The sequence below is a fragment of the Shewanella sp. SW24 genome (assembly GCF_025653395.1).
Lineage (GTDB): Bacteria > Pseudomonadota > Gammaproteobacteria > Enterobacterales > Shewanellaceae > Shewanella > Shewanella oncorhynchi.
The window spans coordinates 145,411-161,178 of record NZ_JAKKSH010000007.1; the positions used below are offsets into that span (position 1 = coordinate 145,411).

Genomic DNA, 15,768 nt, shown 5'->3' on the forward strand with positions numbered 1-15,768 from the left:
AACAACAACGGATGCATAAGCATCCGCTGTTACTAACTCAATAAACTCAGTAAAAAAATATTTCACTCAAGCATAATATTAACCAAGGCGGCGACGTAGTTCTCGCGTGGCATCGACCATGTTTTTCAGTGCGGGTTCAACTTCATCCCAAGTACGGGTTTTTAGGCCGCAATCTGGATTAACCCATAGCTGACGTACGGGCACTTTTTGCGCCGCTTTCTCGATTAAGTACACCATGGCCTCCACACTTGGAGTGTTTGGCGAATGAATGTCATACACACCGGGGCCAATTTCATTTGGATATTCAAAATCTTCGAAGGCATTGAGTAACTCCATCCGTGAACGCGAAGTCTCGATAGTAATCACATCGGCATCCATGGCGGCAATCGCGGCAATGGTGTCATTAAACTCGCTGTAACACATGTGGGTGTGGATTTGAGTCTCATCAGTCACGCCAGCAGCGCTGAGTTTAAAGGCATTAACCGCCCAATCTAAATAGGTTTGCCACTCACTTTGTTTCAATGGCAGACCTTCACGGAAGGCGGGCTCATCGATTTGTATAATGCCAATACCGGCATTTTGTAAGTCCACCACTTCATCACGAATCGCCAGCGCCAGCTGAGTCGCAATCACATCGCGGCCGATATCTTCACGGGCGAATGACCAATGCAGAATCGTCACAGGGCCAGTCAGCATGCCTTTTACAGGCTTGTCGGTGAGACTTTGGGCAAACTCGGCCCAATCAACCGTCATCGCCCTTGGACGACTAACATCACCATAGATCAACGGTGGCTTAACACAGCGTGAACCATAACTTTGCACCCAACCATTTTTGGTAAAGCCAACGCCCGCAAGCTGCTCACCAAAGTATTCCACCATATCGTTGCGCTCGGCCTCACCATGAACCAGTACATCGATACCGAGTTTAAGCTGGCGGTCGATAGTATCGCGGGTGACTTGCTGCAATTGCTCTGTATATTGTGCATCACTCAGATCGCCCTTGCGCCAACGACTGCGTAGTCCACGGATTGCCGGTGTTTGTGGGAAGGAGCCAATGGTGGTGGTCGGCAACAGAGGTAAACGGTATTTCTGCTGCTGCACAGCTTGGCGTACGCTGAAATCACTGACGCGCTCATAATCGGCAGATGTCAACGCGGCAACGCGGGCAATCACTTGACTGTCGGCGGCCTGCGCTTTCGCCTCACGGCGTGCCAAACAGGTTTGCACAATCTCTTTTGCCGCGATAGATTCAGGTGCCAGTAGCAATTGGCGCACATTGGCCAGTTCGAGTAATTTTTGCTTCGCAAACGCGAGTTGTTGACGCAGCGCGGGCTCAAGCGTGGCTTCCACCTCTAAATCCACAGGGCTGTGCAGGAGTGAGCAAGAGGTACCAATCCACAAGCGATCTCCTAGATCACGGGCAACCGCGCCTATGCGTTCGGCAATCAAATCCGCCTCTGCCGCCCACACGTTGCGACCATTGACCACACCCGTCGACAAAATTTGATCTTGACCAAGCGCATTGGCAAAGACTGCCAATTGATCCGGCGCTGTGACTAAATCGACATGCAACCCCGCAACAGGCAAAGCCGATACCAGTGCTTGATGGTGTGCGATACCGCCGTAATAACTGGTAAGAAGGATCTTCACCTTCGTAATGCTGAGGGCTTGATACGCCTCAGTGATCGCCGCTTGCCATTCGCCATCCAATTCCAATGCGAGAATGGGCTCATCGAGCTGTACCCATTGCACTCTCTGAGCAGCAAAACGCGCCAAAATGTCAGCATAAGCAGTTAATAAATTGGGTAATAAGCTCAACTTATCAAACTCTTGGCCCACGGTTTTAGCAAGGAACAAGTAGCTAACAGGGCCGAGTAGCACAGGTTTTGCTTTATAACCTAAGGACTGCGCTTCGCTGACTTCATCAAAGAACTGCTCATAGGCAATCGAAAACTCTTGGTTTTGGCTGAGCTCAGGTACCAGATAGTGATAGTTAGTATTGAAATACTTGGTCATTTCAGAGGCTGACGCATCTTGGCCCGTTGGCGCTCTGCCGCGGGCAACGCGGAATAAAGTATCGAGATCGATTGCCCCTTCACCACGATGACGCTCAGGAATGGCATTTAAAGTCGCGCTTAAGGTCAGCACTTGATCATAAAAGGCAAAATCACCTACGGGAACTTGCTCAATGCCCGCAGCAGCTTGCCACTGCCAATGGGTGCGGCGAAGTTCACTCGCCACTTCACGTAATTCCGCCTGAGTGCTCTCGCCACGCCAGTATTTTTCTAAGGCAAATTTCAATTCACGACGACGCCCAATATGGGGAAACCCAAGACTATTTAATTGCATACTCTATCTTCCTTTATTTGAGATAAGCCACATTCGGCACTTGCACCCACCAGATTGTTTTCTCTTAGCACTTTTCAGCACTTCAGCCTTGATAAATAACAACGGGCGTCTGGACGTCTAGAAGTTTATTGTGTTAGTCTCTATTCCAGCAACCGAATTGATTTCAAGCACAACATGAGCGAAATTCACTTGGAGTGAACATGATCGAACTAAGACACCTGCGAACCTTAATGGCCCTGAAAGAAAGCGGCAGTTTGGCGGGCGCAGCCAAAAAACGTTTTGTCACTCAATCCGCCCTCTCCCACCAGATTAAGGAGTTGGAGCAAAGGATTAACTCGCCCATTTTTGTGCGTAAGAGTAAGCCACTGTCATTCACCCAAGAAGGTGCACGCCTGTTGCATCTGGCCGAAGAGATTTTGCCTAAGGTGTTAGAAACAGAGACAGATTTGAAGAATGGGCTGGAAACCGAAACCAATCAGTTGCGAGTCGGCATTGAGTGCCATAGCTGTTTTCGCTGGTTAATGCCTGTGATGGAGCAATTTAGACAAGATCATCCGACAGCCGAGTTAGACTTGTCGAGCCGTCACCTATTCGACTCGCTCAATGCCTTAGAAATGGGTGAACTGGATATTGTATTAACCTCAGATCCTGTGCCTGGGCATTCACTCGCCTACCAGCATTTGTTTGATTTTGAAGTGAAGTTAGTAGTTGCTAAGGATCATCCTTTAGCGAAAGAAGCCTATGTCACCCCTAAGCAATTAGCACACTTGCCTATTATCAGTTATCCAGTGCCGTTGACACGTTTAGATATTTATCGCCACTTTTTAGAGCCTGCGGGCATAGAGGCAGGCGAGCAAAAAACCTGTGATTTAACCATGATGTTATTGCAACGCATCGCCTGTAAAGACGGCATAGCCGCACTGCCAAGCTGGTCGATTAATGAAGGACATGGACTGAGTCTCGCTACGGTAAAACTCGGCCAAGAAGGTCTGAAACGACCGCTATTTGGTGCCTATCGCCGCCACAGTGCTAACTCTGCATTGATCCAAAATTGGTTACAACTGGTGGCGAGGGAAGGTTTATCCCGCCAGCAGAAGACGAATTAATGCGGGTGACATAGAGTAAAAAGCCTGCGAATGCAGGCTTGTTTATTGAGTCAAATGACTATTTCATAGCATCGACAAATTACAGCGGATTCATCAACAATCCACGCATAGACAAGACACGGCGCAGTATCAACCCTGATGAATTAGGATTACGGGTCTGACGCAAATTATGGGCGATCATAAATTCTTGACGCAGATCCTGATCGAGATCTAACGCCTCGAACGCTTCGATGGTTAAGGTCTGTTGTTGATTATCAATCAATGACTTAATCACACTTAAAGGAAATGACTGTTCGGCATTAGCATTTAAATAGGCAAATGCGGTCAGTGCGATAATTTGGCCGAACACACTGAACAGAGCTAAGGTTTGTACTTCGTCAGCATCAACCTCCACACCTTCCATATCCGCTAAGCTATCTACCGCATCCGTTGCAATATCTTCAGTCAACTTCCAATAACCTTGGACCAACTTTTTATAGGGCTGTGGCAGTTCATCGAGGCGTTCTTTTAAATAGAACGTAAAGGCGTAGCGATAGATATTAACTTGACCTAAGCGGATCAAAGCTTCTTTCAACGAACGAGTTTTGTGATTTTCCACTACAGCAGCCTGTGCGGAATTACTGCGCATAAGCATGTGCGCTGCCAATGCGGGATCGCTCGAGATAATGTCAATCACATTACGAATGTCGCCTTCAGCAAGGATCGCTTTTTTGAGTGGAATTAGAATTCCTCGGCGGCCAATCACTTGCTCTTCGTTCGCTATGATAGCTCTAACTTGAGTAAAAACCTGTTGCTCAAGATCAGTCATAAGACACTTTACACCTGTTTATTAACAATAAGATGATTCGGTTACAGCTCACATCATACCTAAAATACTAAGAATTTCAGCCATAAACAGCAGAGTAAAATATAAATTACTCCTATTTAGTAATGACTGCCCGCTAACACTATAAATAACGACAATTAAACCACTCTACTAAAACGATATTCAAGACTATACCTATTTTAAGATTTATTCTTTGAACTCAGCGTAAAAAATAAAAAGCCAGACTGAGTCTGGCTTTGTTATTAGATAACTCATTAATATTTAGAAGCGGTAGCCCACAGTGAAACGAATATCGCGGCCTCGACCAGAGTAATAACTATCACCCCAAAGGCCACCGTAATAGCCTGCGCTGACATAGTCTTTATCAAATAGGTTATCGATACGCAGGCTGGCAAGCCAAGCATCACGATTGTAGTTCAAGGCTAAATTACCAAGCACGTAACTTGCTAGCTTATCACCTTGATTAGCGTTATCGCCTTCGATAAAACGATCCCCCGTGTAGATAGCTTCGGCAAATACTTGGAAATGCTCAGCAAAATCCATGCTGACATAACCGCGTCCCGTGTGTTTTGCCACCCAAGACAGCTCTTTGCCATCGTTAGCACCATCGGTAAATTCGGCGTCGGTATAGTTATATTCCAGCCCGAGTTGCAGCGCTTTAGTGATCTGCCAATCCCAATCGGCACCCGCGCCATAACGACGAGAAGCGTCGGCATTAACGTTTGCACCGTTGAAATTTCCACCTATGGGTTTAACTGCACTCGAGTCATAAACAATTTCATCCTCTAAATCGAGACGATATAGGCTGACTCGTAGGGTTTGACTAGCGACAGCCCAATCCCAACCCGCCTCATAGGAACGGCCTGTTTGCGGCTTTAAGCCAAATACGCCCGGCGATGTATAAGCTTGCTCATCCACTTTGGCAAAACGGAAGTTATCATCGGCGCGCACATAGAGTCTGTGTTCCGCAGTTGGGCGGTAATTTAAACCCAGTTCGAATGCGTGGGCATTTTCGTCTAAATCCATGCCATTAGGATAGACATTGCCATCGACCAACTCATCGGTCACCCGCGCATATCGTCCACCCACAACGTAACTTAAAGTATGGCTTAAAGGCACTGTAGCTTGTAGATAGGCGCTTTGCATTTGCTGCACATTACTGCGCGCCATAGTGTCAAAATCAGCCTTGCCACGGCTGATGTCTAAACCTGTGACTAGGCTTAGCTCACCTTGACGCGTGCTGTAATTCGCTAACGCTTTAGGGCTAAACATTAACAGTGAGCGTGTGTTATGGCTGTTCGCCCCCCAATTAAGAGAAGACACTAAGGTATCGCTGTAATCTAAATCCGCCGCCAGCGCCCAGTTTTGATTAAGCTGATGCTGGTAACCCGTTCGCGCCGCAGTGGTCATCTCGTGGGCATACTCTACCTTATTTGATGAAGCACGGGGATCGTCTTTAAATTGCTTTTCAGTAAGCGAGCCCGGATTTTCACGATCGTTATCGTAGTAGCTGGTTTCAACAAAGAAGGAGTCTGTGGCTGTTTTATATTGAATGCGGCCAAGAATAGAGCCGGTTTCGTTGGCATTATGCTGGCGATAGTTGTCACCTTGGTTGTAACTACCGGTGAAAAAGTAACGCCAATCTTTGTTAATCGCGCCAGACACATCACCACGACCTTCATAGGTATCAAAACTACCGCCAGATAACTGCACGCTGCCGCCAGTATTTTCAGGGGACTTAGTGACAATATTAATCACCCCGCCCACGGCTTGATCGCCATAAAGTACACCTGCACTACCCGATAAAATTTCAATACGATCCACTTGATTAAGCGGAATGGCATTAAGGCTAGGTGCGGCGATATCGATATTATTGAGACGACGACCATCAAGTAAAATCAGCGTGTTATTAACGGCAGTGCTGGCGCTAAAACCACGCATAGCAAAGCTAGTTCCAATATTGTTATCCGAAATTTGAATACCGCTTTGACCGCGTAAGACGTCGGTCAAATTAGTCGCGCCACTCATTTCAATCGCGGCTGCATCAATCACATTCACATTGGCGGCAATATTTAAGGGGGTCTTATCAGAGCGGCCGATCACGACAAGATGCTCGTCAACTTTAGCTGTGCTGGTATCGTCAGCCGCCATAACGGGCGCGATAATTGAAAAACTGCAAAGGCTGCCGATCAGCAGCGCGATTTTTGTTGGATTTGTTCCCATTTTACCTTTAACTCCTGCAAGGAAAACGGGGCATTGACGCCACGATACCGTTAATTCAGTCGTAAATACTGACGGTGATTATCGCATTTTGAGATCTGCCCACCGAAATCTCAAAAACACCTTTAGGGCCGGTCTCCGGACTTAGGCTATGTTAATCCATTAAAAGTTAGATTAACGCGAGACTGACCTTTCACATTCTGACTTTCGGGTTCACTCTTGAACACACCAATCAAACGCGGTCTTCTCTCACCTTTTACCGTTGCGGGGGCAGTGCCAGAATTTCACTGGCTTCCCGATTATCTCACGACACTATCATCGTAAGCACCACAGAAGGTTGACTCAAAATTAGGTTCAAAGGGCGTACAATCTGTTAACGCCCAACAAGGCTCAGAGCATATCAGACCTGAGCGCGCGCATTATAGACGTCTATACGGATGAAAGTCCATTAATCTCAAGTTAGCGAGAAAACTCACATGAGCTAGAAAACACCATCCCAGTTTTTTGCCGCAGGTTTTGGTCTGTCTTTGCTCAAAATCGCCTGACGCTGCTCAGGGGTTTCGCATTGGGCAACGGGGGTAAAATCCAGCGGTTTAATCACTAACGAGTCAGCAGGTTGCACTGGCGACTTGTCGAACATTGGCAAATTCATCGACCAAGAGACCAGCTCCCCCTTTTCGCTGATGCCAACATAACCGTCATCTGCGCCATCTAACCAAGTGAGTCGCGGAATACGTGCAATCAACTTCTCCACATTTTCACGGTTGGCGCGATAACCAACAGGCACCACTTTGCCATCGGGACGCGTAAACACAAAGGAGGCAGGCCCTCGAGTAATGACGCTGCCTTCCTGCCAATATTTATCAAGAATGTCTTGGGCATAGTGAAACCCAAACATATGAGCGTAATCAGTATCGTCGGCCACAATTTGCGGCACGGCCTTATCCCGCAGTAATAAAAAGCCTGAGCCGATGCTGATAATCTCTTTTACCCCTGTGATATCGGTTTTTTTAATCCAATCGACACCACAGTTAATCCCATCGCCCCAAAAATGCGCATCCCCCGTAGGACTTAAAATCGCAAAGGCACAATTGTTTGCCGTCATACTCGCCACATCCTTTAAAGCACTGCGGATCGAGTAAGCATCACTGCGCCAACCCCAACTCACCACAGTGCCGTCCTTTTTCAAGGCGGCATAGGTGTGTTGAAAATATTCGATCTTCGCTACATCCGTAAGCTGCGGGAGTAACTTTTTCATATTGGTCGACTCTTCAACCTGCCCCCAAATCACCGCGCTACCTTCTTTTTTGAGGGCGACAAAACTGCGTCCTCTGGCAAAGATATCGACAACATCAACTAATTGATCCTGCACATGTAAGCTATTGCCGCCGTAGGGGCCATAACCCCAAGTGTGTACCTTGCCATTAGCATCAAGGGCCGCAATGGCCTCTTGATTAGCGAACAACTTGGTAATATTGGTCATGCGGTTTTGTAGGGCTTTGTCGAGGCTATATTTCCCTGCATTGCCCCAGTACACCGCAGTGCCATCTTGACGTAGCGCGGCAAACCCGTCCTTAACTGGGACGATTTGCTTAACTTGCTTAAGCTGCTCCGGCACCTCGCGGCTATCACCGCCAGCATAACTGTCACCCCAAGTGATCACCTCACCGGATTTAGTTAACGCCGCAAAGGCCGAACTGTTGGTGACCACAGTCTCGACTGCGGGTAAATCACAAGGAATATGGCGATACTGTGGACTCGGATTTTCCTTAAATTGGATGAGTTTACCGTTATCAAACTGTAGCAATGACTCGTTATTACTTTCCACAACGGCCATAGGTTGAGGATCGCTACAGCCAGAGATCTGCATGGCAACCATGCCCACGAGTAAAACCTTAGGCCAAGTGATTCGATGAGTGAGCATTACTTATTTCCTTATATTTGCTTGGAGATGTCATTCAATGTTGTGCAGCGGACAGAGCGAGAATGGATTTACCTAACATCGCCTAATGTCAAAAATGGGCAGAATTCTAGCAGCTTGTTGATAAAAAGACGAAAATGCTCACAGTTTACTCTGCAAGTCCCCTACACAGGCTAGCGCCTAACTGATGGCATGCTATTCTAAGCCCCCATCACCGCTGTTTAAAGGAGTAACAGTATGACTCGCCCTATTATTCTGGATTGCGATCCCGGCCATGACGACGCTATTGCGCTCATTTTAGCTCTTGCCCATCCAGAGCTGGTTCCACTGGCCGTCACCACCAGCGCCGGTAACCAAACGCCGGATAAAACGCTCAATAATGCCCTGCGGATCTTAACCTTATTAAATCGCAGTGATATTCCTGTCGCTGGCGGCGCCGTCAAGCCATTAGCTCGCGAATTAATCATTGCCGACAATGTCCATGGTGAAACCGGACTCGACGGCCCTGCATTGCCTAATCCAAGTTTTAGCCCTCAAGCCATTACCGCAGTTGAATTAATGGCGCAGCAAATTCGCCAAAGTCATCAGCCAGTAACCTTAATTCCCACAGGACCACTCACCAATATCGCGCTTTTGCTCGCCAGCCACCACGAATTACACGCCAAGATCGAACGCATAGTGCTAATGGGCGGCGCAGCCGGTGTCGGTAATTGGACCCCAGCCGCCGAATTTAATATTTTTGTCGACCCTGAAGCCGCCGATATTGTCTTTAAATCCGGAATTCCCATTACCATGTGCGGCCTCGATGTAACTCATCAGGCGCAAATCATGGATGAAGACATAGAACGCATTCGCGCGATTCAAAATCCAATTGCTCAGTGCGTCGCCGAATTATTGGATTTCTTTATGATTTACCACAGAGATCCTAAATGGGGCTTTATTGGTGCGCCATTGCACGACCCCTGCACTATCGCTTGGTTGCTTAAACCTGAGCTATTTGAGGCGCAAGATTGCTGGGTAAGCATTGAAACCCAAAGTGAGTTGACCTTAGGCATGACAGTGGTCGATCGCTATCAGCTAACAGGTAAAGCCGCCAATGCGACTGTGCTGTTTGGGATCGATAGGCAAGGCTTTGTCGATTTACTGGTAGACAGTTTACGCGTCTATGATGCAACTTATCTCAATCGCAGATAAAAATGACAGTGAGTCTTCTATGAGCCAGATACTCGTTATCGGCAGTGCAAATGCCGACCATGTGATGAAATTTGAGTACCTGCCCGCTGCAGGGCAAACCTTAATGAGCCGAGATTACCGCCTCGAACAGGGCGGCAAAGGGGCCAATCAAGCCGTCGCCTGCGCGCGCTTAGCCAAATCAGGTTCACGCACTGATTTTATCTGCCATCTCGGCCAAGACAGTATCGGCGATAATATGCGTCAAAGCTGGATGAATGATGGCATCAGTGCGGAAGGGATCCGCCAAATAGCCGGACTGAGCACAGGCACTGCCATGATTTTTATCGGTGATAACGGTGAGAATACGATTGGCGTTGCCGCAGGTGCCAACGCCAGCCTTTCACCCGATGACTTAGAAGCTCATTACGCCCTGTTTGCTAATGCGGAGTACTTGTTAACACAATTGGAAACGCCCGCTGCCACAGTGGCAAAGGCGCTGCAAATAGCCAAGAATCTTGGCGTGACGACTGTACTAAATCCCGCTCCAGCGACGGCACTTGGCCAAGATGTACTCAAGTGGGTAGATATTATTACCCCCAATGAAACCGAAGCAGAAGCCTTAACGGGAGTTGAGATCAACCATATTGATGATGCACACATGGCAGCGCAACTTCTCCACCAGCAGGGAGTAAAGATTGTGGTCATTACCTTAGGTAGCCGTGGCGCATATATCAGCAGCCCAGGTTTTAATGGGCTAATACCTGCGTTTGAAGTGCAGGCCATAGACACAGTCGCCGCAGGGGATACCTTCAATGGCGCCTTAGTTGTGGGCTTAAGCGAGGGCATGTCGATTGCTGCAGCCGTGGGATTTGCCAATGCAGCCAGTGCCATTACTGTCACTCGCCCAGGTGCACAACGTGCGATTCCCTATCGACAGGAGCTTTCGTACTAAAAACGTAAGAAGTTCTGAAATAGACGCCCTGCGTTAGAACAAAAAATTATCATTTATAAACCAAACACATAAATAATAGTTCCTGAGTACTTAGTTCACTAAAGCTAAGTACTCACCTATGTTTACCGCTAACAATTTTGCCGCCAATAACGATGCTAGCTTTCAACCGAAAGTTGCATATACATAATTTACACGCTGATTTCATTCCCATTTAATGAAGATTGCTTATGCTGGCAGGTGCATGTCCGAGTCAAAACGGCTCGGCTACCCTTGTTCAAATAAGGAAGTACCAGATGAAAGCAAAAAGCACAGCTTTACGTAACGTGACCAGCACTAGCCTAATCGGCCTAGGATTATTATTCGCTAGCCAAGCGAGTGCCAACGAATGTGAACTGAAAATTGCCGCCACTGATGCAATGCAATTTGACACTAAAGAGCTGTCAGTACCTGCAAGCTGTAAAGAAGTGACCTTAACCTTAACCCACTCAGGCACTTTGCCAAAAGCAGCCATGGGCCATAACTGGGTATTAACTAAAGCAGCCGATATGTCAGCAGTAGCAACTGAAGGCATGAGTGCCGGTCCTGATGCAGCCTATGTCAAAGCCGGTGATACGCGCGTTATCGCACACACAGATTTAGTGGGCGGTGGCGAATCAACGTCTATCACCTTTAGCACTGCCGGTATGAGCGCTACCGAAGCCTACCAATTCTTCTGCAGTTTCCCAGGTCACTGGGCGATTATGCAAGGCAGTTTCAAGTTAAAAGCTTAAAGGAATGGCCTAGCCTCACCTTAAGTTAGTCAATAAAAAAGCGGATCTTAGGATCCGCTTTTACATTTCAGCCATTGCATTTAGCCGCACTAATCCATCATGGTCTTGGTTGGATGACTAATGGCGCAAAGCTCGTCATCGCATTACCGTTAGCGCCGTTCAAGTTAGGATATTCAACCCCTTCCTGTAAAGTGTAATACACGTCGACAAAGTCATCGTCATTGGTGAACCAAGCATCCGGCATCACACTTAAAATACCATTGGTGATTTGCGGGATCAGCGCATAACCCTGAGCTTCAGGATCGGGGATCGACTTTAAGATCTGCTCCGCCGCTTCCAACAGCTTAGTGGCCAACACTTTATAGTTAGTACCATCGTCATGCTCCATTAAGATCATGTCCGCAGCCGCCCAACGATAACGCTCCCAATGTATGATGATTTGATTCGGATAATAGGTCGTATCCGCATAATCTAAATAGGGCATTTCGACGATATCGAGCACAGGCTCTTCACGGCTCGGGGCAACCCCTGTCACTATGCCGTAAATTTCGGCACGACCAGAAATCCACGGCTCATGGTCATCCTTCAAGGATATTTGCTTGATCACTGTGGTTGAAATCGGCTTGTCTGCCACCGCCTGTGTTTGCGCACGGCTCAGTAGCGCGCCCTCTTTTTTCGCTGACTGCGCCTCGGCAAATGTCGCCCGCATCACCTCTAAGCCAGCCACAAAGGCTTTTTTGCTATCGATACCGACCACAAACACTGGCTGCTGCGGCAGGTTATACACGTCTAATTGATGCACTTGCCCATGAATATCAAAGGCTTCAATATAATCCCACTGACTCTCGTCACCATCGGGCTCATAGGCAAATAAAGGAGACTCACCTTGCTGCCATGGGGTTAACATGGTTTCATCCGCCAGACGCACTTGCACCAGAGAATCTGCTTTGGCACTTAAGCCCTTCACTCGGCGAATCGACGCATCGGCTTTGGTGATCACATTATCATTGAGCCTATGCTGAGACAGAATGTCATCGGCATTCACTGCTAACTGATACTGGTTTATTTCAGTCTGTAAGATAGGCGCAAGCTGCGCATATTGATGGCTTAAATCTAACGCCAATGCCCGCTTTGTATTGGTTAACTGAGCTTGTGCATCCAAAGTCGAATCCTTTAGCGACGCTTGTAGTAAGCGTAACGCCTCTCCATCTAAGGCTTGGCCATAACTCAGGGTTGCCGAAGCCGACAAACACAGCAATAAACTGGATTGAAGTAGTTTCATAGGAGTTCCCTTACCTTGATAAAGTTAAACGTGCGTTCGAATTCCTTACATATGAGCACAGAGCAGCATCTAAGTAAATCAAATGATAATAGTTATCGTTAATTATTAGTGGTATAGGGTACGTAATCCCGACTAAATGCGATAAAAACAAGCTAATGACAGCATCAGTAGATCAGTCCAGCCGAACAGAGTGTATGAAGATAAACGAGGAAATAGAATGAAATGAATTGATATGCACAGTTTCGCGAGCGACAAAAACACAAAAGGCAGATCTTAAGATCTGCCTTTTGCTGTTCATCGCCAGAGTAACGTTTCAGAACCCGTTATGCGCGCCCTAACAGTCACACTGGCTTGATAAGACAAGGTTAAACAAATGAGTGTTACTCTTCGTCGAAATCATCTTCATCAAGATCTTCGGCATCAGTAGCCGCTTCAGCCGCTAATGCTGCGGCTAATTTTGCTTTAGCTTGTTTCTCTGAACGACGTTTATTGCGCTCAGTTAACGTGCCTAAAAACACTTGTAATTCAGTTAAGCCCCAAGCTTGCGCTTCGGCTTCAGTCGCAAAGCCATCGTGGCTCTTAGACACAACTGTTTTAGTTGATGTCATGCGACGAGTGATTTCAGTTTTCCAACCGTTGTCGCCCTGTGTCACGCGAAAATCGTATTTTTTGCCCTTGCTCATTCTGCTCTATTTCCTAAATGATGCTTGTCACGTTTGTCTTATCAAGCGAACCAAACGCTCATCATAAAACAAAAGGAGCGCAGTGTACTTGATTTCGGCCCAGAAAGATCGCCCAGATGAAAATATTCATGCCAGTTTCATCGACTCGCTCAGTGGAGTCAATGCTCACATCTAAAGCAACACTGTACATATATCCCGACCGTCCTCTGTCTAAGGCAGTTTATCGCAAGCTAGCGTGCCTTAGATAATCGTCGTGCAAACGGTATATATTCTTGTTTATGTCATACAAATAGGCTTTTTCAGTCACATTAACACTTTAGAGTTTCTGATTAATGTTAATAATTTACATCATTACTCATAGGTAAATCTGATGAAACTACGCCCTATTTCGTCGCTCTCACTCGGCCTGTTAATTGCCACGAGCGCTTTATTAGCCGGTTGCAATAATGGCGATGATAACGCCGCAGTCACGCCACCCACCAGCAAACCCGTTCCAGCTCAAGTGGGAGAAAGACCCTTATTCCTCGTACGTCAGATGCAAGACAGCACACTTAAAACCCGCTTAGAACAATGCACCACTGACAATTTTTATCGCAGCGAATTTTCCATAGGTCACCGTGGCGCGCCAATGAAATTCCCTGAGCATACAAAGGAATCCTACCAAGCGGCTATCGATTCGGGCGCAGGCATAGTCGAGTGTGATGTCACCTTCACCGCCGATAAAGCTTTAGTTTGCCGCCACTCACAGTGCGATCTTGCCAGCACGACCAACATTTTAGCCATACCCGAACTTGCCAATAAATGTTCGATCCCATTCACTCCTGCTGATGCCGCCAATGGCGTCAGCGCATCGGCAACCTGTTGCACTAGCGATATCACCCTCGCCGAATTTAAAACTCTCAAGGGTAAGATGGAAGGCAACAATCCGAAAGCGACCACTGCGGCCGAATTCATCAATGGTACCCCAAGCTGGCGCACCGATCTTTATGCTGGCAATGGCACCTTAATGACCCACGCTGAAAGTATTGAAATGTTTAAAAAAGCCGGTGTGAAGATGACGCCTGAGCTAAAAGCCGCCAGCGTATCTATGCCCTTCGATGGTTTTACTCAGCAGGATTACGCGCAAAAAATGTTGGATGAATACACGGCGGCGGGCGTCAATGTTTCGCAAGTATTCCCCCAGTCATTTATTTTGGATGACATCAAATATTGGGTCGCCAACGCACCTGAATTTGCGAAGCAAGCCGTGTTTCTCGATGACAGATACGATTATAACAGCGCCTTTGATCCGCAGAACTCTGCCACTTGGTCACCATCAATGGCGGATTTAAAGACCCAAGGCGTCGAAATTATTGCGCCGCCACTCTGGGTATTAGTCGCCTTAGATGCGGATAAGAAAATCATTCCTTCGGAATACGCTAAGGCCGCTAAAGGCGCTGGGCTTAAGATCATCACTTGGTCGCTAGAACGTTCTGGTTTATTAAAAAATGGCGGCGGCTTTTACTTTCAAAGCATTACCGAAGCGATAGATAATGAAGGCGATACCTTTGAATTACTTGATGTACTTGCGAAAGATGTCGGCGTGATTGGAGTGTTCTCCGACTGGCCCGCCACTGTGACTTACTATGCTAACTGTATGGATTTATAAGTCATCGATATAGAAAACAAAAAATGCGTTAACGATTAATCGTTAACGCATTTTTTTTATTGCGAAAATAATCTATATCTCGCCGCGAGCTATTTAAACAGGTGCTGGATATTCTTTAAATCGCCCTTACCTTCGGCAATTTCTTCAGGCGTTAAACCTGTAACTTCGTGCGGGAAAACTAACCAGTCTTCAGAGGCATGAATGTAATAGTCGGGTTTTAAAGGCACTGCGGTATTTTTTGGCTTGTAATAAGGGCAAGCGATACGGATATCGGTTGGCATATTCAAGCGCATCAGTTGGCTGAGTTTTTCTTTTAATGCATGAATACTACGGCCAGAGTCAAACACGTCATCCACAATCAACAAACCGTCACTCGCGTTCGCATTTTCAACGATGTAATGCAGGCCATGAACTTTGATTTCTTTGCTTTGTTTGTCGGTGCCAATCCCATAATAAGAAGAGGTACGCACGGCAATGTGATCGGTTTCAACTTGTTTAAAATCGAAAAACTCCTGTACCGCGATCCCGATTGGAGCACCGCCACGCCAAATACCCACGATAAATTGCGGACGAAAGCCACTCTCATACACTTGCGAAGCTAATAAAAATGAATCTTCCAGCAATTGCTGCGCGGTAACAAAATACTTTTCTGACATGACACAGTCCCCATCACATTGATTTTATTCTTAGGTCGTTAAAGCTTATGACCCCTGTAAGGTCTGTTCGGCGGGTAAAGGTTCCCAAAACACTAGAACAGCTTTGCCTTAGCAAGTGTAGGCAGCCGCCGAATTTTGGGAGCGAATTTTATACCAAAAAAATGCGATGTGCTGCAGTAATA

General features: G+C 47.1%; 12 protein-coding genes and 1 riboswitch. Of the genes, 5 read left to right on the top strand and 7 right to left on the bottom strand.

Annotated features, from left to right (window positions below):
• Positions 1-78: 78 nt before the first annotated feature.
• Positions 79-2,349, bottom strand: coding sequence for a 5-methyltetrahydropteroyltriglutamate--homocysteine S-methyltransferase (gene metE / locus L5M17_RS08120; RefSeq protein ID WP_263146546.1), 2,271 nt, complete (start codon positions 2,347-2,349; stop codon positions 79-81).
• Between the two features lie 200 nt (positions 2,350-2,549).
• Between metE and L5M17_RS08125 the strand changes: the two genes are divergently transcribed.
• Positions 2,550-3,455, top strand: a complete 906-nt coding sequence (locus tag L5M17_RS08125) for a LysR family transcriptional regulator (RefSeq protein ID WP_028761667.1) — start codon at positions 2,550-2,552, stop codon at positions 3,453-3,455.
• Between the two features lie 79 nt (positions 3,456-3,534).
• Here the strand turns inward: L5M17_RS08125 and L5M17_RS08130 are convergent, their stop codons facing one another.
• The 3 genes from L5M17_RS08130 to L5M17_RS08140 all read right to left on the bottom strand — a co-directional run bounded on the left by L5M17_RS08130 (position 3,535) and on the right by L5M17_RS08140 (position 8,425).
• Positions 3,535-4,263, bottom strand: coding sequence for an HDOD domain-containing protein (locus L5M17_RS08130; RefSeq protein ID WP_105250172.1), 729 nt, complete (start codon positions 4,261-4,263; stop codon positions 3,535-3,537).
• Positions 4,264-4,542: 279 nt separating this feature from the next.
• Entirely contained in the window at positions 4,543-6,504 is a 1,962-nt protein-coding gene (locus tag L5M17_RS08135; RefSeq protein ID WP_263146547.1) for a TonB-dependent receptor, read from the bottom strand.
• 108 nt (positions 6,505-6,612) lie between these two features.
• A riboswitch (cobalamin riboswitch) is annotated at positions 6,613-6,848 on the bottom strand.
• 134 nt (positions 6,849-6,982) lie between these two features.
• Positions 6,983-8,425, bottom strand: coding sequence for a hypothetical protein (locus tag L5M17_RS08140; protein WP_263146549.1), 1,443 nt, complete (start codon positions 8,423-8,425; stop codon positions 6,983-6,985).
• Between the two features lie 234 nt (positions 8,426-8,659).
• On the opposite strand from L5M17_RS08140, the gene rihA reads away from it, so the two are divergent.
• The 3 genes from rihA to azu all read left to right on the top strand — a co-directional run bounded on the left by rihA (position 8,660) and on the right by azu (position 11,317).
• Complete coding sequence (gene rihA / locus L5M17_RS08145; protein ID WP_105250175.1) at positions 8,660-9,616, top strand: pyrimidine-specific ribonucleoside hydrolase RihA; 957 nt, start codon at positions 8,660-8,662, stop codon at positions 9,614-9,616.
• 19 nt (positions 9,617-9,635) lie between these two features.
• Positions 9,636-10,547, top strand: coding sequence for a ribokinase (gene rbsK / locus L5M17_RS08150; RefSeq protein ID WP_263146552.1), 912 nt, complete (start codon positions 9,636-9,638; stop codon positions 10,545-10,547).
• Between the two features lie 293 nt (positions 10,548-10,840).
• Entirely contained in the window at positions 10,841-11,317 is a 477-nt protein-coding gene (gene azu / locus L5M17_RS08155) for an azurin (RefSeq protein ID WP_028759449.1), read from the top strand.
• Positions 11,318-11,414: 97 nt separating this feature from the next.
• Here azu and L5M17_RS08160 read toward each other — a convergent pair whose 3' ends face one another.
• Together L5M17_RS08160 and L5M17_RS08165 are read right to left on the bottom strand one after the other, a co-directional pair.
• The gene (locus L5M17_RS08160) at positions 11,415-12,599 is read right to left on the bottom strand and encodes a DUF3103 domain-containing protein (RefSeq protein WP_263146555.1); all 1,185 of its coding nucleotides are present in this window, start codon (positions 12,597-12,599) and stop codon (positions 11,415-11,417) included.
• Positions 12,600-12,979: 380 nt separating this feature from the next.
• The gene (locus L5M17_RS08165; protein ID WP_105250177.1) at positions 12,980-13,282 is read right to left on the bottom strand and encodes a DUF3622 domain-containing protein; all 303 of its coding nucleotides are present in this window, start codon (positions 13,280-13,282) and stop codon (positions 12,980-12,982) included.
• Between the two features lie 370 nt (positions 13,283-13,652).
• On the opposite strand from L5M17_RS08165, the gene L5M17_RS08170 reads away from it, so the two are divergent.
• The gene (locus L5M17_RS08170; protein ID WP_168824718.1) at positions 13,653-14,930 is read left to right on the top strand and encodes a glycerophosphodiester phosphodiesterase family protein; all 1,278 of its coding nucleotides are present in this window, start codon (positions 13,653-13,655) and stop codon (positions 14,928-14,930) included.
• Between the two features lie 89 nt (positions 14,931-15,019).
• Here L5M17_RS08170 and L5M17_RS08175 read toward each other — a convergent pair whose 3' ends face one another.
• Entirely contained in the window at positions 15,020-15,586 is a 567-nt protein-coding gene (locus tag L5M17_RS08175) for a phosphoribosyltransferase (RefSeq protein WP_028759331.1), read from the bottom strand.
• Positions 15,587-15,768: the final 182 nt, after the last annotated feature.

Excerpts from the sequence above, each read along its gene's own strand:
- metE (WP_263146546.1), bottom strand. The coding sequence starts at position 2,349 with ATGCAATTAAATAGTCTTGGGTTTCCCCATATTGGGCGTCGTCGTGAA.
- L5M17_RS08125 (WP_028761667.1), top strand. The coding sequence starts at position 2,550 with ATGATCGAACTAAGACACCTGCGAACCTTAATGGCCCTGAAAGAAAGC.
- L5M17_RS08130 (WP_105250172.1), bottom strand. The coding sequence starts at position 4,263 with ATGACTGATCTTGAGCAACAGGTTTTTACTCAAGTTAGAGCTATCATA.
- L5M17_RS08135 (WP_263146547.1), bottom strand. The coding sequence starts at position 6,504 with ATGGGAACAAATCCAACAAAAATCGCGCTGCTGATCGGCAGCCTTTGC.
- L5M17_RS08140 (WP_263146549.1), bottom strand. The coding sequence starts at position 8,425 with ATGCTCACTCATCGAATCACTTGGCCTAAGGTTTTACTCGTGGGCATG.
- rihA (WP_105250175.1), top strand. The coding sequence starts at position 8,660 with ATGACTCGCCCTATTATTCTGGATTGCGATCCCGGCCATGACGACGCT.
- rbsK (WP_263146552.1), top strand. The coding sequence starts at position 9,636 with ATGAGCCAGATACTCGTTATCGGCAGTGCAAATGCCGACCATGTGATG.
- azu (WP_028759449.1), top strand. The coding sequence starts at position 10,841 with ATGAAAGCAAAAAGCACAGCTTTACGTAACGTGACCAGCACTAGCCTA.
- L5M17_RS08160 (WP_263146555.1), bottom strand. The coding sequence starts at position 12,599 with ATGAAACTACTTCAATCCAGTTTATTGCTGTGTTTGTCGGCTTCGGCA.
- L5M17_RS08165 (WP_105250177.1), bottom strand. The coding sequence starts at position 13,282 with ATGAGCAAGGGCAAAAAATACGATTTTCGCGTGACACAGGGCGACAAC.
- L5M17_RS08170 (WP_168824718.1), top strand. The coding sequence starts at position 13,653 with ATGAAACTACGCCCTATTTCGTCGCTCTCACTCGGCCTGTTAATTGCC.
- L5M17_RS08175 (WP_028759331.1), bottom strand. The coding sequence starts at position 15,586 with ATGTCAGAAAAGTATTTTGTTACCGCGCAGCAATTGCTGGAAGATTCA.